The sequence below is a fragment of the Candidatus Manganitrophus morganii genome (assembly GCA_021651055.1).
GTDB classification, from domain to species: Bacteria; Nitrospirota; Nitrospiria; order SBBL01; family Manganitrophaceae; genus Manganitrophus; species Manganitrophus morganii.
Map to the genome: position 1 here is coordinate 286,569 of JAJHOH010000001.1, position 20,558 is coordinate 307,126.

The window sequence follows — 20,558 nt, forward strand, 5'->3', positions numbered from 1 at the left end:
CCACTTTCGAGCTCCCTCATGATTTCGTCCCCTCGAACCCGTCCACTCCCGGCGCCCAGATGGTTAAAATTGATTAATCTGAAACTGTCTAATCAGCGTTTTGTCTCAAACGAACTCCTTTCAAGCGCTTATCCATTCGAGACATCGGCAAACACCATTAACCTCTTGTATCTCTGGACCGTGTTTCTCGGGATATCGAAGAAATTATAATAGCTGCCGTCGGACCGAATTGCGTAAAAAGTATGGAACTGCGGACATTCGCTCAGTCGGATTATTTCGGGGTCGCCGTCTGCGGGTCGATGATTGAGGAAATCGGAATATCTTTGGAGGATCTCCCCTGTCTGCGCCGGATACCGGAAGAAAGTTGGATACTGATCCACGACGGTTTTGAACTCGAAAAATCCCTCCTTCGAGTAATACATCGGCAGGTCGACCGGATGGATATTCCAGATCTCCTCCGAATCGAGCATGGCGATTTTGAATTTAGAGGCCGATTCGATCTCTCGTCTGATCTCTTCTGTCGCATCCCCTTTCTCCGAATCCCAAACCAATCTGAAATGATCTCTAAGGACCCATTCATGTTTTTTGTATCGCTTCTTGCTCATCAATCTCGCCCCCCGCGTGAAGGGGTTGTAGCTGCAAAAGAGAGGCCCGATATTGGTATAGGCAAAGGCGACCTCTGCCGTCTTCCCCGATCCCGGAGCGTGCCCCAGATGGGTCGTTTCCGATTTCCCCCAGAAAGAATATCCATTGATGAGGACATGCGGCAGGTCATACGTCTCGATATGTTCAGGACGGTTGGATGCGATGGCGTCATCCGGGACCATAAAGGTCCTTAATGAAGCGCCATCCAGCAACCGTTGAACGATCTCTTGATCGATCACGCTCTCACTCCTTATCAACAAAGGAAACCAGTCCCTTTTCCTCGTACTTCTGAACGTACTGATGGAGCTTGGTGTAATCGATATCGTGTTTGATTGCGATCTCGAGCAGGGTCGTCTTTTCGTCGAAATACCGGCCGAGACAGTCCATCAGATAATTCCATTTTTTCTGATCTTCGGCCACCGTCGGACGGATGCTCGGATCAGCGGTCGAAATGTAGAGATCATATTTCGGGTTGCTGAGGGCGACCAGTCCCTTGAAATGGCGCTTCAACGTCGTGTTCGTCTCGAGGATATTGAGCATCCCCAAGACGGTCTGGACCGCTTCCTCCAGCTTGTCCTCGAAGATGATCCGCTCGTCATCAAGACTGGAATGATACTCCGGATACATCGGGTGGGCGCGGGAGAGCGAGATGAAGGGGATCTCGAAGCCGGGGGCTTCCCAGACGGTCTCGTCGTTTCCGACCACCTTCCTAAAGTCGGCCTCATGGATGTCGGAGAAATTTCGCGTGAGATAGACCTTCGCCGCTTTGTCGATGAGGCTCTCTCCGGTGAACGATTTCTGCAAGGCAAATCGGTTTTGATGTCCAAGCATTTCGAGAAACATCCCCCCTCGGAACGTCTTCACCACCTCCTCCGGGAGGTTCGCCAGATAAAAAACGGTTCCCAAATGCTCCGGCGCGATGATCGCCCGGTAGCTGTATTTTCTCTTCTTTCTCTGGGCCAGACGCTTCATGATCTCCACCGTCACGACGATCCCGGAGACGTCGTCGTTCGCTTGTCCCGCGTGGCAATCATGGGCGTTGAAGAGAATGGTCTCTTTCGTCTCTCCTTCCAAAAAATAATCCAACACTTTCATCGTCCCAGGTTCGGCGACGGTCTCCAAGATCACCTCGTACTCCCCCCGATCGAGCTCTTTGTAAAGCTGATGCGGAATCGACATCCCCCAGTCCCGCCGCCACGGCTTGTAGTAGTAATCGCAGTGATAAACCAGCGCCTCCGGAAAGACCGGGTGATAGAAGAGATGCTTTTTCAGCTCTTCCAGAGAGACTTTCCCGGTGAAAGAGGTGGAGTAGCCGATCACCCCCAATGGATGCTTCATTCCGTCGTAGATCGTCTTTCCGTTTTTCTTGATCTCCGCCCGGACCGCTTTCCATTTTTGCGGAACGGTCCAGCCGTTGTGCTCCAGGCTCGACGCGTATTCGTGGATTTGAAACGGCAGGACGCCGCGGAGGATTTCCGCCGCCTTGTCGGTGTCTTCCGACACCGGGGCCAACCGAAGAGGGTAGATTTTTTTCAGAAGATCAAACATCGCGCTCATTTTTCTTCCTCCGTTGCATGCAGTGTCCCACCCTGTTCTTCTACCAGGCCGGCCGCATTGTACTCGGCGCTGTAGAGCATCGCCTCCTCCAGGACCTTCATCGGCGTAAAGAAACGCTGTCCCACTTTGAGAGTAGGAATCAAATCGCGCCCCTTCTCATCCGACACCTCGCGGACCACCAACGCCCCCTCGCGGGTCGCGATGAAAACGGAGCGATCGACCATCCGGTAGATCAGCCCCGACATAAAAGGATGGAACGGCCCCTCACCAGCATCGGCTTGGCATTGTTTCAGAAAAACCCGACGGCCGTTTAAAAAAGTCGACGCCCCAGGGTAAGGATCGTCAAAGGCGGAAATCATCGTCTCGATCTCGTCGCAATTCCACGACCAGTTGATCCATCCATGCCGCAGGGTATGAAGCCTCGGGAAATAGGAGCTGAAGTTTTCCTGGAGTTTTGCCAGCCCGAATTCTTTCCCGGACTGGACTTCATCGAGAAACTCGCAGAAGAGCTTGAACCCTTCCTCGTGCGCGGCGTCGTAATAATCGTTCGGGATCTTGGCCGACGGCGGGAGAAAATACTCCCTCGTTTTTAAAATCTCGCCGGAGTCAAAGACACCGGGGATCATCTCTTCATTGATCACCTGAATATTCCAACAGCCGATCCGGTTCTTTCGAAGGATTTGCCAAGTAAAATGCGCCCCCCCCCGATATTGCGGAAGCCGGATCGTCATGAAATCGAAGAGCTTCCCTTGAAAGAGGGCGATCGTCTCCTTCGAAAAAGTGTATGCCTCGCCGAGCCCGATTCCGATCGCCGCGCTCGAAACCACGGAGGGAAGCTCCGGAGCGCGGTTGATATCGTCGGCATGGAAGAAAGGGATCTTTTCTTTCTCCAACACCTCGCGCAACGTGGGACCGCCCCCTCCTTCCAGCGCCTCTTCAAGGTGGCGTTTCACGGCGAAGAGGGTCGTTTTGATTTTTCGCTTGATCGCCTCTTTTGCGAACGCGACCATCAACGGCCCCCCTCCGAAGAGGACCAGATGGTCAATCGGGCCGATTTTAATTGTCGATTTCATCATGAAAGTCGTCCCTTTCTCGCCGGCGGATCTAAAGCCCCAATACGAAATCTCGGACGCGCCCGCTTCCTCCGCCATCGACGAGTCTTTTCCCAAGATGACTTCTTCGCGCTCTTTCCCCTTGATCTCTCAACCGAATGAGGGAGGTGAGGACCCTTTCAAGGGCGGTGTGATTTTCCCACCAGCCGGCGTAATCGATAAAGCCGGCGCGCTCCCATCCCATCACGTTGTTCACCTGATTCTCCGCGACGGCCATCGCGACCGCCGGCAAGCCGATCCTCGCCAACTCATAGAGTGTTTGCCCGCCGGCGGAGACGGCCACGTCGGAATCGAGCATGGCTCTCTTCATCCCATCGGCGCCCGGAAAATAAATCAGCTCGGTACGGCTGTCCTTCAACCGTTCAATTTTTTCAACGTCCCGGAAACCTTTTCCGATAATGACCCTCTTGCTGCACTCCGGGAAAGCGTCGACGAGCAAACCCAATACCTTTGGCGTCATCCCGCGCGCATCATCTCCGCCGAACGTGATCAGAATACGACCGATCGTCTCTGGGGTTTCTCTCTGGGGCGCCTCCCAGAATTCCCTGCGAAGGAGAATATATTTGCTCCCCAACAGATAGCTCCTTCCGCCCCCTTGCGGATAATCCATCTCCTCCGCGTAAAGGGTTCCGTTCACCACCACCCCTTCAGGATAGTCGAGCCGCTGAGTATCGTCGATGAAAACGGGGCATTTCGCCTGCTTCGAGACTGCCTCGTAGACCCCCTTCTCGGCGAGATAAGAATCGACCACCATAATTTCGGCGCCCGTCATCAACGAAGAGAGCTTCGACCGATCGCTCCGCCAAGAAAGGATTCGGTATTGTTTCCCGTGAAGCAGCCCCACGACACTTTCATCCCCTTCCACGATCAGTTCGGCCGGAATCCCCCTCTCCTCGAACGCCTGATACAACGCGGTGCATCGGGTGACATGTCCAAAACCGATTTCGCGACGCCCTTCCGTTAGAATCAAAACCTTAATCATTTCGTCTTTTCCTGTTCCAGTCCGGCCGAATGAGGCCCAAGAGTATATCTTCGACGTAGGATCCATTCGAATAAAACTGGTCCTTTCGAACCCCTTCCACCACAAAACCGGCCTTCAGAAACGCCTGGGCGGAGCCTCCATTGGAACCGTAACACCCGGCGGTCACCTTATGGAGATTTAAAACGTTGAAGGCATAATCGGAAACCAGTTGAATCGCCTCGGTCGCATACCCTTTTCCCCAACACTCTTTCTCGCCGATTAGAAGGCCGATGTCGGCAATACGATGAATCCATTGGATCGGCCCCAACTTGATATTTCCGATGTGGCGATCCTTCTTTTTTAAGACAATCGCAAGAAAGGTATTGTCGCGATCCCCCAGTTTGCCGGCGACATAGTCACGGAGATTCTCGATCGCGTTCGGAGCAAACCGGCTCTCCAGGAACCGGGTTGTCTCCGGATCGTTCATCCAATGATAGTAGCGCTCGTTGACGTCCGAAGGCCTCACCTCGCGGAGATAGATCCGTTTTCCTTCCAAAAAGTAGGTCAATGCTTCACCTTTTTTCCGGCCCCCGGCCTCTGGCACCCGCCCCCTCCCTTCTATCGATGCATTCGAATCGGAATTCCGGCATTTCGGATTTGAGACCGGGTCTGCATCGGGTTTTCATCTTTAAAACAAAAGTAGGTGCCGGCGGCGACGGCATCGGCCCGTCCGGTTTGGAGCCCCTCCACGAAATGAGCGGCCGCGCCGCACCCGCCCGACGCAATGACCGGAATCGAGACCGTTTCCGCCACCCGCCGGGTCAGTTCCAGATCGAGTCCGCAGCGCATCCCGTCGCGGTCGATCGACGTCAGCAGAATCTCGCCCGCGCCGCGCCTTTCCCCCTCGATCGCCCACGCGACCGGATCGAGCTCTGTTTTGATTCTTCCTCCGTTGATCCACACCCGGAAGTCCCCTTCTTTTTCGCTTCGACAATCGATGCTCAACACCACACACTGCGCGCCGAAGACCTCCGCCGCATCGTTGATAAGGTCCGGGGTTTCAACAGCCGCGGTGTTGATGCTGACCTTATCGGCCCCGCTCGAGAGGAGATCTCGAAAATCGTCAATCGACCTCACCCCACCCCCGACTGTAAACGGCATGAAGATCTCCTCCGCCGCTCTGCGGATCACCTCCAAGATCGGCTTACGATGATCCGACGAGGCATCCAGATCGAGAAAAATCAGCTCATCCGCCGCCTGCGCTTCGTAGATCTTCGCCTGAGAGACCGGATCGCCGATCTCCAGGACTTCCTTAAATTGAATCGTGGTGACCAGGACTTTTCGATCCGATCCGCCATGAGCGCTCGTCTTCATCTGAAGCTTCGGGATCAATCGGCGCTTCAGCATCGTCCCCTCACGGCTTCCAACTGAGAAAATGCTCCAGGACCTTCAGGCCGTAATCCTGGCTCTTCTCCGGATGAAACTGGGTCGCAAAAATATTGCCCTTCCGGACCGCGGCGGTCACCGGCCCGCCATAATCGCAAGTGGCCTCGATGATCGCCTGATCGTCGCATTTTACGAAATAAGAGTGGACGAAGTAGAAATCGGGCGACGGAGGAAGCGTTTCGAAAAACGGACTCCCGGTCCGGTAACGGATCTCATTCCAACCGATCTGAGGCACGCGGAGAGAAGGCTCCCCCGGTTGGAGACGAACCACATCGGCCTCCAGCCAACCGAGCCCGGAATGCTCCCCTCCCTCAAAGCTTCGCCGGGCCATCGCCTGCATTCCGAGACAGATCCCCAGGATCGGCTTGCCCAAACGAAGCACCGCTTCTTCCAAAGCTTCGATCAGGCCATTATTTTTGAGATTCATCATGCAATCCCGGAACGCGCCGACGCCGGGCAGGACAATCCGTTCAACCTGTCTCAGATCATCCCCCTCCCGGCAAAGGGTCACTTCGGCCCCGACCATCTCCAATGCATGACGGACCGAGAGGAGATTTCCCATTCCGTAATCGACGATGCCGATCATGGAGCCCCTTTGCCGTTCGTCACACCCGCTTGTGCATTTCTCTGCCGCCACCGATTGAGCTGAACCTCCGCCTCTTTCCGAGGCATGGCACCTTGTCTCGACCAGAGATCATAATCATGGAGCTTCTCTCCCGGAAGAACCTTCAACGGATCATGCTCGTAAGGTGAAACGACGTGGCTCAGGGCGATCTGAACAAATTCTTCTTCACTCAAGCCGACATACTCCAGAAACAGATCGAGACTAGGTGGGCGCTTCCCTTCATATTTTTGGATCAATGCGACCGCCTCTTCACGGGTCATCCGGTGGTTTCGAATATCGAGAGAGGCGAGATGGGAGGGACGGGTGTATCCTCGTTTGATGAATTTGATGTAATCCCGGACCCCCTGCATGTAACATTCGATCTTTTCGTATCCATAACCCGGGGGAACATTCTCCACCTGATCTTCTCTCCATCCCAATTCTTCCTGAATGATCCTGACCTGCCGCTTGACGTCCCAAGGAATGTAAGAGCCGAGGCAGACCGATCGATAATGGATCTTCCGCAACTCTTTGAGCGGGGGATAGGTAAACGGTTTCAGATCCCGCTCATCCACCGCCCCCTCCAGCCGAACGAGCATATCTTGGGCGGTGATTCCCAAATTCACAAAGCGGTTAAACCGCTTCTCATCGACCTCCTCCGGCTGGTCGTAACTATAGTAAGCCGTATATTCCGAGGAAGGCTCTCCCCATATCACCAGCGGAACATTGTAACGCAGAGCGACCCGCATCGGGTAGGCGAAGATCCCGGTGTGGCAATGCCAGCAAAAGTCCCCCTTCTCCAGAAACGTCTGAAGCATCAACTTCTGCACTACTTTCCAGTTCGGGGTAAAGTGATGGAAATCGACCCCCAGTTTCCGGAGGGTCCGACGGGTGTTTTCGATGACGTTCGGACGGAGAAATCCGTGATCGAAACGGACCACCAACGGCCGGAGACCGTATTCCTTGACGAGATAGTAAAGGGTCCAGGTGCTGTCTTTTCCGCCGCTAAAAGGGATGATGCAATCGTAATCGGATTTGTCCCGATGCGCCGCGATCAAAACATCGAGTTCCTTTTTCTTCGCCGCCCAATCGATCTGAGTCTGCTTGTACTCCTGCTGACGGCAGATGTTGCAGACCCCTTCCGCGTCGAAGGTGATCGTTTCGTGGGTCTCCGGAAGAACACACCGGGTGCAGCGCCTCAATTCCGCCATCTTCGTCTCCCTAAACCTTCCGAAAGACCGGCTCCAGAAACCGTCCTTCGATCATTTCATCGAGTATGTTGTATTCCAGGGTGTATTTCAGGATCTCCATCACTTCGTCGTAGACCGACAAGACCCGGTCGATTTTTTCATGATCGTGAGGGAGAGAAACATTATGCCCTCCGGTAAAGAGGACCCCCCGCTTGACGCACTCTTGCTGGAAGAGCGTTTTCATCTTCAGGACCGCCTTCTCCTCCCCTTTGAAATTGAGGACCGTCCGAATCGGATAGCCGTCGATCGAAAGGGTCGCTTCCAGCCCCTTCTCACGAATCTGCTGCTCGATTCCGTTCTTCAACCGCTCCCCTTGCTTCCAAAGGAAAGGGGTCACCTTATTTTCAAGGATGTATTGGATCGTCGCGATCGCCGCCGCAATCGAAAGGGTCTCACCCCCGAAGGTAAACGAGAAGAAGATCTCATCGAAGAACTTCATGATGTCCCGTTTTCCGACAATGGCGGAGACCGGCATTCCGTTGGCCATCGCTTTGCCGAAACAGGCGAGGTCGGGGGTCACATCGAAATAGGCCTGCGCGCCGCCGATATCAAACCGAAAGCCGGTGACCACCTCGTCGAAAACCAGAATCGCCCCCTGTTCGTGCGCCATCTTCTTCACTTTGGCGAGAAAATTCTTTTGAGGCGGTTCGAGGCTGACCGGCTCCAGGATCACACAGGCGATCTGATTCGGATGGCGGTCGAAAACGGCCTGAAGACTCTCGATCCGGTTGTACTGGAACGTGACCGTTTTTTTCTTCACCTCCTCCGGAATGCCGAGGCTTCGCGTCGTGGTGGCGATATACCAATCTTGCCAGCCGTGATAACCGCAGCAGGCGACGATTTCCCTCCCGGTGGCGGCCCGCGCCAGACGGACGGCGGCGGAGGTGACATCGGAGCCGTTCTTCCCGAACCGGACCATCTCGGCGGAGGGGATGATCCGGGTGAGCAGCTCGGCCAGGTCGTATTCGAGATGATGAGGAAGGGTATAGGCCGTTCCTTTTTTCAGCGTCGCCTCGATCTCTCGGTTGACCGGCTCAAACGCATACCCGAGAAGACAGGCCCCCAGCCCCATCGTGAAGTCGATGAATCGGTTTCCATCAAGATCGGTCAGAAGCGCCCCCTTTCCCTCCCGCACGAAAAGCGGCGCGGCGCCGACGCTGAACTGGAGGGACGACTTGCTGAAGGTCTGCGATCCCCCCGGGATGATCCGCATGACCTTGTCGAATTGGGAGAGACTCTTCTCGAATCGGAGCGGCTTCCCTTTCATCGCTTGAATGCCGGTCTTGTCCCCTTCCAAAGAACGCCGATATCCCTCGTTCGGCACGATGTGTTTTGTCTTTTCGACCAATGTGGGATTCGCTTTGACGAGACCCGCCACGTCGGCGTAGGTGAAGTCGCGTCCTTCCAATTGTTTGAGGATCGATTCGAGAACGTCGGCATCTTCCTTGTAATCGAGACTGAGATGAATATGGGAGAGGTCCTCCTCCTCATAAGGAAGAAAGGCGGTGTTGAACCGCTTTGATCGTCGAAGATACGGCCCTACATGTTCCCGCTCGGACGGCAGCTTCGCCTCCGAGTCGGCCTTCAGGATCGCCTTCCCCGACATCACCTCCACGTCGAAGCCGTCGATGATCCTCGTCAGGATCAGGTAGTCGGGTTTGAGCGCATCGAATTGGGTCAGCGCATGCTGGACAAGCCGAGGGTCGGTGAGAAGACAATCGCCGGTGATCCGGACCACCGCGTCAAGCCGATAGGCCCGAACCGCCTTGGCAAACCGGCTGAGGACATCCTCCACGCTCCCCCGGACCACCTGCCAACCGCGCCTCTGGGCAATCTCCGCCAAAGGATCGTCCTCCTTTGCCTCGGAGGTGGCCAAGATCCGTTGATCGATCGCGATCTTCTCGCATCGCTCCAGGACCCATTCGATCGCCGGACGTCCGAGTAAAGGATGGAGCATCTTCCGCGGATAACGACTGGAACCGTTTCTGGCCTGAACCACCACCGCACGCGGCATGTCAACACACCTCCAGAGAATAAAGCTTCGCCCCTTCGACGAAAATCTTCAACGTCACCTCTCCCCTTACGCCGGTCCGGAGAAGGTGATCCGAAGAATCGATCCCCTCCATCCGGCAAGATTCCACCGGTTGTCCCCCTTTGAACAGATCGATCCTCACCCTTCCCCCGGTGGCGTCTGCATTGATCCGGAGGGTTCCTTTTCGACAGGTCAACGGTTTTGTCGTCATTGTCCCCTTCGCGCCGGCGGCATACACAAACCCATCTTTCCTCAACGTGGCCAGGCCGACGCTGAACCGATGGCTCTGTTCGTCGAACAGAAGTTGGGCGTTGCCGACGCCGTGGCTGAAATTCGACCCGCCGTAGTAGAGATCGATTCCCTCTTTCCTGAAGAGGGGGAGATTCGCTGTGGTGATCATCCCCGAGTCCCATCCCGATTCGCTCAGCGGAATCAACGGCTCATCCGAGAAACGGGTCCACTGTTTCCCGTCGGGACTGGTCGCGAGGAAAACTTCCATCTTTCCCTCGTGGGTTCCTTTTGCAAACTCATAATCCATGTAAAAGAGCCAGAGAAGTCCAAGGTAACCGGCGCCGTAATTGAAACCGCAAAGCCCGTAGAAGTCGGCCCACTTGAATCCACGCGCGACGGCCAGCCGATCGTCCGCCGCGGAGGGGGTCCAGATCGTTTCGGGCGGCGACCACCGGATAAAGTCGTCGCTTTCGGAATAACCGACCGATCGCCGCGTCCTTCCCTCTTCATCGATGACGTAGGTTTTGGCAAAGGCGATAAACTTCTTTTTTAGATCGTCCTTAAAAACGGGGGAGACATCGCTGACCCAATTTTTCTTTGTTTTCGGATTCGGAAATCGCATCAGCGGGAGGACGGGATTTCCCTCATACTCCTTGAAGTGAATCCCGTCCTCTGAAAATGCGACGCGGTAGCCTTCATTGGTAAAGCCGAATAATTTATAGGGGCGCTTCGAATCCTCCGGATCGTAGATCACGCTCGGGATGTGGTAAGTCGAAACGATGTTCGTCTTCCAGTAACCCGGGCTTCCATTTCTGAACGCAATCGCCTTTGTTTCTCTTTCTTTCTCCGATTCGATGGTGGGATAAAACCGCCTCTCATCGACCCGCCACTTGTTGATGAGGGGCTTCTCCCATTTTTTCCCGTCGCGGGATCGCGCATAGTTCACGAAGAAATCATCTCCGTCGAGATAGGATTGATACCACATATGAAGCTGTCCGTTTTTCTCCAAAACCGAACCGTAGAGATAGGCGTGAATACCCTCCCAAGGATATTGTGGAAAGAGGACCGGCCCCTCTTTCGTGACCAACCCCTGCTTTAGTTCAATCCCTTCCACAGAGGCGAGAGACGTCGTATCGGGAAATTGGATTTTCATCTTTTCCACCGGTAAGGAAGAAGGATATCCTCGTCGTCGACCTCCAGGTCGGCCAGTTGACCGGCGATCTGGCGATATCGGAGGAGGTTCTCATGGGTGAGGGCCTGGAGATTTGTTTTCAGATGATCCGCGGAATCAACCCCCATCACCACCCCATCGATCCAAGGGTCGGTCGCGACAAATGCCAGCGGGAGCCATTCCGGCCGTAATTGAGCATTTTCAGAGAGTTCCCGAATCTTCCTCACCTTCTTCTTCACCTTGCTCAAGTCGACCCCCAGCGCCTCCTCTTGCATGAAAAAGAGCCCCTGTAGAAAAACAGACCGCGCCAGCAAAAACACCCCCTGCGACTTCAGCCGTTCGAGGAGATTTCCCTTCTGAAAACGCCGGTCAAAGAGATTGATCGGGAACTCGATCGCAAGCGCTCCCGTTAAATCGCGGGCCGCTTCCAATGCTTCCTCCGGGTGATAAACGGAGAGACCGTAGCGTCCGATGACCTTTTCCTTGGAAAGTTTTTGAAGAACAGGCAGGATCACCTTCCCGAACCGCCGAACCGTTTCATACGAGTGGAGAAGGAGAACATCGATCGAAGGAACGTTCATCGCGCGAAGAGAATCGGTGATTTCTCTCTCCACCTCCATCGAATCGGCATACTCCTTCGAAGGGAGTTTGGTAATGACCCGGAGAGTCTTCCCCCGCGCTTTAAAATATTCCCCGATGATTTTTTCCGCGTCGCCGTATGCTTTGGCGGTGTCGATCCCCCAGACCCCTTGGGACTGCGCCGACGCGAGGATGCCGAAGACCTCCTCCCGGCTCAACTTTCTTTCATTCGCGATTCCATAGGACAAGCCGAAGTTCGCAGATCCGAGGATCCACTTCACATGAATCTCCTCCCCGACGAAGGAAGGAGAGGAAAGAATGTTATGCGCGGTCACGGAAGACCCGATCGACTGTTTCGATGACATAGGTCACCTCTTGTTGAGTCATCGCCGGAAAGATCGGAAGGCTGATCTCTCTTTGATAAAAGTTTTCCGCCGCCGGACAGAGGCCCTTTCGGTAGCCCATCTTCCGATAAACCGGATGCCGGTAAACAGGAAGATAGTGAACCTGGACTCCCAGGCCCTTCTCCCGGAGTAGATGGAAAACTTCTTTTTTATCTGCTTTAAGAGAATCTTTCAATCGGATCGGATAAAGATGGTAAGAGGACACCGAGCCTGCGGCTTCCACGGGGAGATCGAAATAGGGATTCCCGTTGAACGCCGTGTGGTAAAGGGCCGCGATCTCTCTTCGCCTTGCAACGAACCGGTCGACTTTTTTTAGTTGAGAACGTCCTAACGCCGCTTGAAGATCGGTCATGCGGTAGTTGTATCCGAGCTCTTGTATTTCGTGGTACCAGTCGCCGTGGGAGGGCTCCAAAAAATCGGTTCGCTCAATTCCATGCGACCGGAGCCGGTTCAGCCGTTGATAATAATCCTCACGGTTGGTGACAATGGCCCCCCCCTCTCCGGTGGTAATCGTCTTCACCGGATGAAAACTGAAAACGGTCATATCCGACAAACCGCCGATCTTCTTATTGGCATAGGAGGCGCCCAGCGCGTGGCAGGCGTCTTCGATCACGAGAAGCCGGTGTCGCTCCGCGATCTTGGCGATCGACTCCATGTCACAGGGGGTTCCCGCATAGTGAACCGGAACGATCGCCTTCAGATGACCCCGTTCTGCCTGAAGGGCCGATAGCGTTTTCTCAATTTCAGAGGGACTCAGGTTGAAGGTCGCCGGATCGATATCGGCGAAGACCGGCTTTGCTCCCAGGAAGAGGGCCGCATTGCCGGTGGCTGCAAACGTATTCGGAGAGGTCATGACGAGATCACCCGGTCCGAGGCCGGCGGCCTGATAAGCGAGATGAAGCGCGGCCGTTCCCGAAGCACAAGCGACGGCATACCGGGCGCCGCAATAGGCGGCGAGCGCCTCTTCAAAGGCGTCGACGGCCGGCCCCTGGGTCAGCCGGTCGGAACGAAGGACATCGACCACCGCCTGGATGTCTTCCTCGTCTATGGTCTGTCTCCCATAGGGGATCGTCTTCATCCGTTCTGAAGTTCCCTCACCATCTTTTCGATCTCTCCCGTCGTCAGCCGCCAGGGATTCTGATCGCTGGAGTAGACGAATCCATCCCTCACAGGTTCCCCGCCGTTCTTTCGTTTTTCGTCCGACCACCAGGGAAAGTCGGGCTGGATCACAAAATGCTCCGGATACTCCAGGGTCCGCCTTCCATCTTCGATCGAGATCAGAAGTTCATGGAGTTTCTCGCCCGGACGGACGCCGATGATTTTAATCTTGCATTTGGGAACGATCGCTTTGGCGATATCGACGATCGTCGCCGTGGGAATCTTCGGGACAAAAATCTCCCCTCCCTTCATTTGATCGAGCGCCTTTAAGACGAAGTCGACCCCCTGATCGAGGGTAATCCAGAAGCGGGTCATCCTCTCATCGGTCACCGGGACGGAATCCCCTTTCTTTAGTTGCAGGAAATGGGGAACAACGCTCCCCCGGCTTCCGACGACGTTACCGTAGCGGACCACGCCGAAACGGGTGATCTTTCGACCGGCATAGGAATTCCCGGCGATGAAGAGCTTGTCCGAGCAGAGCTTGGTCGCCCCGTAGAGATTGACCGGGTTGCAAGCTTTGTCCGTGCTCAAAGCGACGATCCGCTTGATCCCGATGTCGATCGCGACGTCGATGATGTTTTGCGCGCCGATGATATTGGTTTTGATCGCTTCAAAAGGATTGTATTCCGCGGAGGGAACCTGTTTTAACGCGGCGGCGTGGATCAGGTATTCGACCCCCTCGAAAGCGCGGTAGAGACGGTCCTTATCCCGGACGTCTCCAATAAAGAAACGGAGGCAGGGATCGTCCATCATCCGCTGCATTTCGTATTGCTTGAATTCATCTCTGCTGAAGACGATCAGCTTTTCAGGCCGGAACTTTGAAAGGACCCGCCGCACGAAACGCTTTCCAAAAGAACCGGTTCCCCCGGTGACCAAAATTGTTTTCCCGTTGAGATCGATCATCGTTTGCGCCTCGCCTGAAATACCCTTTCAAGGTATGTGCAATAATCTTGCCGCTATCTCTTTCCGGGAATAGTTCAAAAAGCGGATCGCTTCCCGACCTTAAAAAAGGGAGGTGTCAATCATTTGACAGGGGGGGGCATTTTCAATGACGGGAAAAACGAGTTCCTCAGAGGAAGGAAGACGCGGAATCGAGAGAACAAATCGTTCTTCCCTTTGATTGAAGCTCCCCACAGCAAGCTGCGAGGAATGTGCCCACAGGAATGAAGCGCGAAGCGCCTCTGCTCACATCGTGAGTGAAAGCGAACCATGCGACGCGCGTGCGTGTTCACGTTATTTTGCGCCGGCGACACCCTGCTCCGAAGCGCTCAAGACATGCGCGGGGAAAAGAGGTTCCCGATGGCTGTAGTTCAGGTCGGAAAGGACGATCTGTTTGCCCTTCCGGGTTTTGGAATTGATGACCAACGGCGCCATCAGGTTTGCGGTCAGTTTGAGCGGGTCTTCCTGCGGAATGGTTAAAATCGTCAATACCACCAGGGAGTCCGAGCTTTCGATTTCAAGCTCTTTCATCTCCTCCGGAGGGAGGGCCGGTCGATAGTCCGGCCGGAAGACCAGCGGATCGATCACCACAAAGGCCAACTCAGAATCTTCCACCGCCTGGAGCCAAAAAAAAGGGTGGCCCTTGTCATTATTGACCAACGTATACTGCTTGACCGTTCGGAAACCGGGGATCCCTTCCGGGAAAGTGAGCAGCCGCTCGGGATCGATCGACACCGGTCCCAATTTTGCGCTCTGAATCACGGTGTTCACGGTTTGGATCCTTTCCCTTTCCCCGGCGGAGGAACCCCCTTGCTCAAAATATCTTTCAGCTGCTTCGGATCGACGCCGGCCGCTTTTTTGTTCTCAAGCATGATTTTGGCCAAGACCTCTTCCCGGTAGATCTTGATGCCGGCCGGCGCTTCAATGCCGAGCCGGACCTGATTTCCATGGACTTCGATCACCACCACCCGGATCTGATCCCCGATGATGATTCCCTCTCCCGACTTCCGTGTCAGGACCAGCATCCGACCTGCCTTTCTTTAAATGGTGTAGGGGCGTATTGCAATACCCCTACCAGCGGAAATGCGACGCGCGATGCGTGTTCATTCCGACGCCCCGACCCTCTTCGTTATCGAAGGAAATCAAGGAGCGAGTTTTGAATCAACCGGGCCGCCGTGGCCCGGGTGGCTTCCAAGGCGACCTGCTGAAGCGAAAAATCCGAAATCGCCTGCGTAAGATCGATATTTTCAAGATCGGACTTGAACCGGGTGATCGAGAGCTTGAAATCCTCGAGCACCGTTTTGGTCGCATCCATCCGATTGAGTCGAGCGCCCAACAAAGCGCGTTCACCGATCACCTGCTCCTGCGCCGCGCTGATATTGGTGAGTGCCGCTTGGATTCCGGCGGTGTCATTCGTCTCCAAAGCCGCCTGTAGCCCCCCCACCGCCGAAAAGAGATCGACCCCTCCCGTCACGCCAACCCCTTTAAAGAGCCGGTCTCCGGGGAGGTTCATGATCACCGGTGTATTGGGGCCGATCAGAAAAGAGATTTCTCCCGAGTCGCCCATATAGGTTCCCGACGGCTGGTTCGTTCCCGCGGCCAATCCCAAATCGGCCAGCACGGTCCCTGCCGTGGGGACGGCGGCGGAAGTGCCTCCTTCCGAATTCGAGGTGATCACCAAATGGTCGGTATCGAAGGTGACGGTGGCCGAAGCCCCGGCTGCCTGAAAGGTCGGATCCGCGTTGATTGCGGTTTGGACCATCCCGGCCAACGCCGTCCCTGTCGCATAACTTCCGGCCGGCAGGGTGAGGGTGGAGGAGATCCCGTCCAATGAAAGGGTCAACTGATCATTCACCGCCGCCGTGACGGTCACCGGCAAGGTCACCGCCGTTCCAAGATAGCGCCCCTGCTCGAGGAACGGGAGGGTCCTGGTCTGATTTCCCGCAAAAATGTATCGGCCCTCGACGGAACGGTTTCCCATCGCAATCAGTTGATTGAAAATCTCCCGCACCTCATTCGCCGCGTTGGTCCGGTCGGTCGAAGAATAGGAATCGTTCGCCAACTGCAGCGCCAGTTCGTGGGCCCGCTGCAGTTGATCCCCCACATCCTGTAACGTCGATTCGGTGCTGGTCAGATACGTCTCGCCGCGATCGATGTTCTGCAAATACTGTTCGGTCGTCGCAAGCGTTTTCCCATAGTTCAGAACCAACGGTTGACCGATCGGATCATCCGAAGGTCGATTGATCTTCTTCCCGGAAGCAACCTGCTCCTGAATGTGAAGAAGCGATCCGGTCTGCCGCTGCAAGTGCACCATCATCGATTGAAAGAGCATTTGATCCGATACACGCATCTACTTTCTCTCTTTTTTTATCGCTTTATGGCCAAAATCGTTTGTAACAGTTCGTCCGCGACGGAGATCAACCGCGCCGATGCTTCAAAGGCCCGCTGGAACTTGATTAAATTGGCCGTCTCTTCATCAAGAGAAACGCCGGAAATCTCTTCCCGTTGATGGATGAGGTTCTGATCGATCACTTGTTCGGCAAGAAGAGACCGCTGGGCCAACCGCGACCTCGATCCGACTTCCCCGACATATTGGCTATAGAAACTCTGAAACGTCGCGTCTCCAAGCCCCGTCACCTCTTTCTCCTGTAGTTGCGCGAGGAGAAGGGCATTGCTGTTGTCTCCCGGCACGCCGGCTGCCGTAGAGGATGCGGCAATTTCATTCGGATCGATCGCGGAAAGAGCGATGGAACCCGACATCCCCCGATGGACGCTGATCTCAAAGGTATCTCCATTCGCCGGCGCCCCGCTCATGGCAATTTGAATCCCCTCGAACGCGACCGTCGTCGGGTCGACATAAGCGGCGGTGGCGGAGCTCCCTGTCCTGAGGTTCTGAATCGTATAATTCGCCCCGGCGAAGGTCAGCTGATAGGCGTCCAATGTCAGAAGGGAAGGATCATTCACCGTCGCGGCAATTGTCCCCGATCCGGTATTGCCGCTCAATCCCGTCACGGTCGGCGCCAGAGGAGAGAAGAAATCATTTCCGGTGGAACCGTCGAGACCGTAGCCGGCCCGGTGCTGCTGGTTCACCTCATTGACGATCGCGGCCGCCATTTGGTCAAGCTGATTGATATATCCGGGAAGAAGCGTATCCCGGAGATCAACCAATCCTTTGAGGCGGCCGTTTTCGATAAAGGAGGTGATGTCGGTGATCGTGCCGGTTCCCGGGTCATACCCCACGTCGGCGAACCCGGCGTTGTCTTGGTTCACCACCCCCCGAAGCGTAAACGACGCCGTCGATTCGACCAAGAGCTTTCCTCCGATGAGAATCGAGACCTCTCCGAGGTCGTTTTCAAACGAGGAGAAATTGATCTTTTCGGCAAGATCCTGTAAAAGACGCTCCCGCTGATCGCGCAGATCATTCGCATTTTGTCCTGAAATCGTCACTTGAGCAATCTGGCCGTTTAAATCGGCAACTTGCTCCGCGAGCGTATTGACCTCTCCAAGCACCCCCTCGACCTCGGTGTTGAGATCCTTTCGTATCTGCTGTAGCTGATCGTTCATCTGCGTAAAGTTCGCTGAGAGGGTCCTCGCTTGCTCCATCAGGGAGACCCGTTCAGGAAGTCCCTGCGGATTGTTGGCAAGATCATGAAACGCCGCAAAAAACTCCGACAAGGACTGATGGAGGCCGACACCGTCAGAATCATTAAACACCGCCTCCACCCGCCCGAGCGCTCCCCGCTCGACTCCAAAACGACCCAGATTCGATTTCTGCGCCGTCAATTGATCCTGAATGAATTTATCAAAAACGCGTCGAACCTCGCTAATCTGGACACCGGTTCCCAACTGTCCGGGAGCGCTGTCCATCGGCGTCGTTGACGAAAAAATCGCTTGCTGTCTAGTATACCCGGGGGTGTTCACGTTGGCGATATTCTGGGACGTGACGGAGAGGGCCCGCTGATTGGCGAAGAGGGCCAGCCTTCCGATGTTGAAAATCCCGAAGATACTCGACATGTCCTATCCTTGGCTGATCGCCCTTCCCCCCGATGGAAAATGCTGAAGCGCTCCATTCGGTTGGTAGATCGGATCGGTGGACGAAAGGTGCCGCAAAAGGCCGACCAGCGCCGTGATCCGTTCCTGGATTCGGTCAATTAAAAGTCCGTTGATCTGATTGAGTTCCTGAATGCTGGCGGTCAACGCCTCGAGCCGGGTATGGCAATCAGTCAGTCGTCCCCGGAAAGGCTCGGGGACCCGCTGAGCCAGCTGTTTGAGCGTGAATGGCCTATCTTCTCCCCCCCATTGTCGGGCCATCGGGGCGATCTCCGCTTGGCGCCGTTGCTCCAATCCGCGGAGACGGCTCAGAAGGTTTTCTTTTTCCTGAAGACAGTGGAGAAGATCGTCGAGCTCTCCACCGATCATCAGCTTCTTCTCGCGCTGAAGGAGAGAGAGCATTTCCTGTTGAACGAGGATCATCTCCTCCAGGGTCGAAACGAGCGATATCAATAGTGCATCCGGGACGGTCAGGGTTTCGGGGGGGGGAAGCGCCGATGGCAGGGGACGGGACGCGGAATAATCGATGTGTTGCTCTTCACGCTTCATTCCGAATTCAACGTCCCGCATTGATGAACCCCCTTCGAACTTATAGAACCGCATCCAGCAGTGTCGATCGAACCAGCTTTTCCGCGATCTCTTCGCTTTGTGGATGGTAGGTCCCCGCCTCAATTTCCTGCTGAAGGGCCGCCACCCGCTCGGATCGGACTTCCGGGAGGGATGCAATCACCTGATTGAGCTGCTGGTACTCTTTGGCCTCGCCGGAGATCTCGACGCGGTCTGTCGGAGCGGCCTCCCCCTTCTGATCGGAGGAACGGACAGGGCCTTTCTGATCGGTCTTCTTGACGCCGAAAAGAACGGTTTCCAGAAGGCGGGTTCGGTCATCTCCAGGTATCTGCATTTTTTTCTCCTCTTAAGCCGTCGTAAGGGTGCTTATTACCTCACTTATCGGTCTAATCCCTTAAAACTTGAGGATTGATCCGCCAATTTTTTGACGAGGAGCTTCGCCAGCCCAATACCCTCACTCTGCGCCATTTTCGTTGCCATGGTTTCGTCGAGCAACGATTCGTAGATCTCTTTCCCCGGTCCCGACCCGAGGAACCCTCCCGCCGGCACGGTCTTTCGCATCTCTTTGAGCAGAGAGAAGATGAAATAGGCCTCAAACGCCTCGGCCGCCTTCTTGATCTCTTCCGGGTTGCTTGTGGCCTGCTCCAGCGCCTTCAACGGATTGGCTCCCGTCCCGCCGATTCCCGAAAGCCCGCCCCCTTCCATTAGAGAATCTCCAATTCGGCTTGAAGGGCCCCGGCCGCCTTGATCGCCTGGAGAATGGCGATCAAGTCGCGCGGCGTCACGCCGATCGCGTTTAAACCGCGAACCACCTCGCCGATCGTCGCCCCCCTCAGCATCAGGATCTGCGCATCTTCTTCCCGAACCTCGGTTTGCCGTTGCGGGACAACGACTGTTTCCGATCCTTCCGGAGCGAAGGGAGGGGGCTGAGAGACCTGAAAGTCGGTCTTCACCCGGATCGTCAGATTGCCGTGGGAAACGGCGACCTCGGAAATCCGCACCTGATCCCCCATGACAATGGTCCCGGTCCGCTCGTTGACGACGACCCGCGCCGGCAGGTCGACCGTCACTTCCAGACTTTCGATCGCAGCCAACAACTCGACCAGCCGTCCTTTGTAGAAGTCGGGAACCTGAAGGGTGATCGTTCCTGAATCAACCGCACTCGCAACCGATTCTCCTCCCAACTGTGCATTAATCGCCTGGGAAATCCGGAGGGCCGTGGTGAAATCTTGCTGGCGCAGGAGAAGATTGAATCGCTCTTTATGCAAGAAAGGGAATCCGACCTCCTTTTCCACCTGGGCCCCTTCGGCCACCCTCCCGGCGGTCGGGTGATTCTTTTGGACTGAATCGCCCTCTTTCCCGCCGATGAACCCGCCGATCGAAATCGGTCCCTGGGCCACGGCATAAACCTGTTGATCGGCCCCCTTCAAAGGAGTTAACAAAAGGGTGCCCCCCTGCAAGCTCGTGGCGTCGCCCAAAGAGGAGACGACAACATCGATCCGGCTCCCCGTCTTAACGAACGGAGGGAGCTTGGCGGTCACCATCACCGCCGCCACATTCTTCACCTTCACCGCGCTCGGCTCGACCGCGATCCCCATCTTCTTCAACATACTGGAGAGGGTTTGAACCGTAAAGGTCGTCCCGGTCTTATCGCCGGTTCCGTTCAATCCGATCACCAGCCCATACCCGATGAGCGAATTCTCCCGCACCCCTTCCACCGCGGCGATATCCTTGATCCGAACCGCCTCCGCGTCGATCGGGAGGACGGAAAAAAAGATCCCGACGAGGAGAACCAATCCCTTTTGGATTCGCTTGCGATCTTCACTCCGCATTCCGCACCCCGCATTTCGCA

21 protein-coding genes are annotated in these 20,558 nt (G+C 55.4%); all 21 read right to left on the bottom strand.

Annotated elements, in window-relative coordinates:
• Positions 1-128: 128 nt before the first annotated feature.
• Complete coding sequence (locus tag MCM46_01275; protein ID MCG3110428.1) at positions 129-884, bottom strand: hypothetical protein; 756 nt, start codon at positions 882-884, stop codon at positions 129-131.
• Positions 885-888: 4 nt separating this feature from the next.
• Entirely contained in the window at positions 889-2,202 is a 1,314-nt protein-coding gene (locus tag MCM46_01280; protein ID MCG3110429.1) for a DUF4910 domain-containing protein, read from the bottom strand.
• Entirely contained in the window at positions 2,199-3,278 is a 1,080-nt protein-coding gene (locus MCM46_01285; GenBank protein ID MCG3110430.1) for a hypothetical protein, read from the bottom strand. The genes MCM46_01280 and MCM46_01285 overlap by 4 nt, the downstream gene beginning before the upstream one ends.
• Before the next feature lie 28 nt (positions 3,279-3,306).
• The gene (locus MCM46_01290) at positions 3,307-4,296 is read right to left on the bottom strand and encodes a hypothetical protein (GenBank protein MCG3110431.1); all 990 of its coding nucleotides are present in this window, start codon (positions 4,294-4,296) and stop codon (positions 3,307-3,309) included.
• On the bottom strand, positions 4,289-4,879 hold the full coding sequence (locus MCM46_01295; GenBank protein ID MCG3110432.1) for a GNAT family N-acetyltransferase: 591 nt from the start codon (positions 4,877-4,879) through the stop codon (positions 4,289-4,291). Before MCM46_01295 ends, MCM46_01290 begins: the two co-directional genes overlap by 8 nt.
• Positions 4,880-4,893: 14 nt before the next feature.
• Positions 4,894-5,682 carry an imidazole glycerol phosphate synthase cyclase subunit gene (locus MCM46_01300; protein MCG3110433.1) on the bottom strand — a complete coding sequence of 263 codons (789 nt, stop codon included), beginning with the start codon at positions 5,680-5,682 and terminating at the stop codon, positions 4,894-4,896.
• A gap of 7 nt (positions 5,683-5,689) precedes the next feature.
• Positions 5,690-6,307: an imidazole glycerol phosphate synthase subunit HisH gene (hisH, locus tag MCM46_01305; GenBank protein MCG3110434.1), complete on the bottom strand. Its 618-nt coding sequence runs from the start codon at positions 6,305-6,307 to the stop codon at positions 5,690-5,692.
• Entirely contained in the window at positions 6,304-7,536 is a 1,233-nt protein-coding gene (locus MCM46_01310; GenBank protein MCG3110435.1) for an N-acetyl sugar amidotransferase, read from the bottom strand. The genes hisH and MCM46_01310 overlap by 4 nt, the downstream gene beginning before the upstream one ends.
• A gap of 10 nt (positions 7,537-7,546) precedes the next feature.
• Entirely contained in the window at positions 7,547-9,589 is a 2,043-nt protein-coding gene (locus tag MCM46_01315) for an aminotransferase class III-fold pyridoxal phosphate-dependent enzyme (GenBank protein MCG3110436.1), read from the bottom strand.
• A gap of 1 nt (position 9,590) precedes the next feature.
• Positions 9,591-10,991, bottom strand: a complete 1,401-nt coding sequence (locus MCM46_01320; protein ID MCG3110437.1) for a hypothetical protein — start codon at positions 10,989-10,991, stop codon at positions 9,591-9,593.
• On the bottom strand, positions 10,988-11,953 hold the full coding sequence (locus MCM46_01325) for an aldo/keto reductase (protein ID MCG3110438.1): 966 nt from the start codon (positions 11,951-11,953) through the stop codon (positions 10,988-10,990). Before MCM46_01325 ends, MCM46_01320 begins: the two co-directional genes overlap by 4 nt.
• Positions 11,910-13,070: a UDP-4-amino-4,6-dideoxy-N-acetyl-beta-L-altrosamine transaminase gene (gene pseC / locus MCM46_01330; GenBank protein MCG3110439.1), complete on the bottom strand. Its 1,161-nt coding sequence runs from the start codon at positions 13,068-13,070 to the stop codon at positions 11,910-11,912. Before pseC ends, MCM46_01325 begins: the two co-directional genes overlap by 44 nt.
• Positions 13,067-14,053 (bottom strand): UDP-N-acetylglucosamine 4,6-dehydratase (inverting), encoded by a 987-nt coding sequence (pseB, locus tag MCM46_01335; GenBank protein MCG3110440.1) that lies wholly within the window; start codon positions 14,051-14,053, stop codon positions 13,067-13,069. The genes pseC and pseB overlap by 4 nt, the downstream gene beginning before the upstream one ends.
• Before the next feature lie 330 nt (positions 14,054-14,383).
• A complete protein-coding gene (locus MCM46_01340; protein MCG3110441.1) occupies positions 14,384-14,860 on the bottom strand; it encodes a flagellar assembly protein FliW in 477 nt (158 codons plus the stop codon).
• Positions 14,857-15,114 carry a carbon storage regulator CsrA gene (csrA, locus tag MCM46_01345; protein ID MCG3110442.1) on the bottom strand — a complete coding sequence of 86 codons (258 nt, stop codon included), beginning with the start codon at positions 15,112-15,114 and terminating at the stop codon, positions 14,857-14,859. Before csrA ends, MCM46_01340 begins: the two co-directional genes overlap by 4 nt.
• A gap of 104 nt (positions 15,115-15,218) precedes the next feature.
• A complete protein-coding gene (gene flgL, locus MCM46_01350) occupies positions 15,219-16,439 on the bottom strand; it encodes a flagellar hook-associated protein FlgL (protein ID MCG3110443.1) in 1,221 nt (406 codons plus the stop codon).
• A 17-nt stretch (positions 16,440-16,456) separates the two neighbouring features.
• Positions 16,457-18,103, bottom strand: a complete 1,647-nt coding sequence (gene flgK, locus MCM46_01355; GenBank protein MCG3110444.1) for a flagellar hook-associated protein FlgK — start codon at positions 18,101-18,103, stop codon at positions 16,457-16,459.
• A 3-nt stretch (positions 18,104-18,106) separates the two neighbouring features.
• On the bottom strand, positions 18,107-18,709 hold the full coding sequence (locus MCM46_01360; protein MCG3110445.1) for a flagellar protein FlgN: 603 nt from the start codon (positions 18,707-18,709) through the stop codon (positions 18,107-18,109).
• A 19-nt stretch (positions 18,710-18,728) separates the two neighbouring features.
• Complete coding sequence (gene flgM, locus MCM46_01365) at positions 18,729-19,040, bottom strand: flagellar biosynthesis anti-sigma factor FlgM (GenBank protein ID MCG3110446.1); 312 nt, start codon at positions 19,038-19,040, stop codon at positions 18,729-18,731.
• A gap of 44 nt (positions 19,041-19,084) precedes the next feature.
• Positions 19,085-19,411 (bottom strand): rod-binding protein, encoded by a 327-nt coding sequence (locus tag MCM46_01370; GenBank protein ID MCG3110447.1) that lies wholly within the window; start codon positions 19,409-19,411, stop codon positions 19,085-19,087.
• Positions 19,411-20,538 carry a flagellar basal body P-ring protein FlgI gene (locus tag MCM46_01375; protein MCG3110448.1) on the bottom strand — a complete coding sequence of 376 codons (1,128 nt, stop codon included), beginning with the start codon at positions 20,536-20,538 and terminating at the stop codon, positions 19,411-19,413. The genes MCM46_01370 and MCM46_01375 overlap by 1 nt, the downstream gene beginning before the upstream one ends.
• Positions 20,539-20,558 lie beyond the last annotated feature (20 nt).

What these genes read in the sequence shown, in the direction of transcription:
- flgK (MCG3110444.1), bottom strand. Translation starts at nt 18,103, where the DNA reads ATGTCGAGTATCTTCGGGATTTTCAACATCGGAAGGCTGGCCCTCTTC.
- pseC (MCG3110439.1), bottom strand. Translation starts at nt 13,070, where the DNA reads ATGAAGACGATCCCCTATGGGAGACAGACCATAGACGAGGAAGACATC.
- MCM46_01360 (MCG3110445.1), bottom strand. Translation starts at nt 18,709, where the DNA reads ATGCGGGACGTTGAATTCGGAATGAAGCGTGAAGAGCAACACATCGAT.
- MCM46_01375 (MCG3110448.1), bottom strand. Translation starts at nt 20,538, where the DNA reads ATGCGGAGTGAAGATCGCAAGCGAATCCAAAAGGGATTGGTTCTCCTC.
- MCM46_01300 (MCG3110433.1), bottom strand. Translation starts at nt 5,682, where the DNA reads ATGCTGAAGCGCCGATTGATCCCGAAGCTTCAGATGAAGACGAGCGCT.
- MCM46_01325 (MCG3110438.1), bottom strand. Translation starts at nt 11,953, where the DNA reads ATGTCATCGAAACAGTCGATCGGGTCTTCCGTGACCGCGCATAACATT.
- MCM46_01320 (MCG3110437.1), bottom strand. Translation starts at nt 10,991, where the DNA reads ATGAAAATCCAATTTCCCGATACGACGTCTCTCGCCTCTGTGGAAGGG.
- MCM46_01280 (MCG3110429.1), bottom strand. Translation starts at nt 2,202, where the DNA reads ATGAGCGCGATGTTTGATCTTCTGAAAAAAATCTACCCTCTTCGGTTG.
- hisH (MCG3110434.1), bottom strand. Translation starts at nt 6,307, where the DNA reads ATGATCGGCATCGTCGATTACGGAATGGGAAATCTCCTCTCGGTCCGT.
- MCM46_01290 (MCG3110431.1), bottom strand. Translation starts at nt 4,296, where the DNA reads ATGATTAAGGTTTTGATTCTAACGGAAGGGCGTCGCGAAATCGGTTTT.
- MCM46_01310 (MCG3110435.1), bottom strand. Translation starts at nt 7,536, where the DNA reads ATGGCGGAATTGAGGCGCTGCACCCGGTGTGTTCTTCCGGAGACCCAC.
- csrA (MCG3110442.1), bottom strand. Translation starts at nt 15,114, where the DNA reads ATGCTGGTCCTGACACGGAAGTCGGGAGAGGGAATCATCATCGGGGAT.
- flgM (MCG3110446.1), bottom strand. Translation starts at nt 19,040, where the DNA reads ATGCAGATACCTGGAGATGACCGAACCCGCCTTCTGGAAACCGTTCTT.
- pseB (MCG3110440.1), bottom strand. Translation starts at nt 14,053, where the DNA reads ATGATCGATCTCAACGGGAAAACAATTTTGGTCACCGGGGGAACCGGT.
- MCM46_01285 (MCG3110430.1), bottom strand. Translation starts at nt 3,278, where the DNA reads ATGATGAAATCGACAATTAAAATCGGCCCGATTGACCATCTGGTCCTC.
- MCM46_01315 (MCG3110436.1), bottom strand. Translation starts at nt 9,589, where the DNA reads ATGCCGCGTGCGGTGGTGGTTCAGGCCAGAAACGGTTCCAGTCGTTAT.
- flgL (MCG3110443.1), bottom strand. Translation starts at nt 16,439, where the DNA reads ATGCGTGTATCGGATCAAATGCTCTTTCAATCGATGATGGTGCACTTG.
- MCM46_01370 (MCG3110447.1), bottom strand. Translation starts at nt 19,411, where the DNA reads ATGGAAGGGGGCGGGCTTTCGGGAATCGGCGGGACGGGAGCCAATCCG.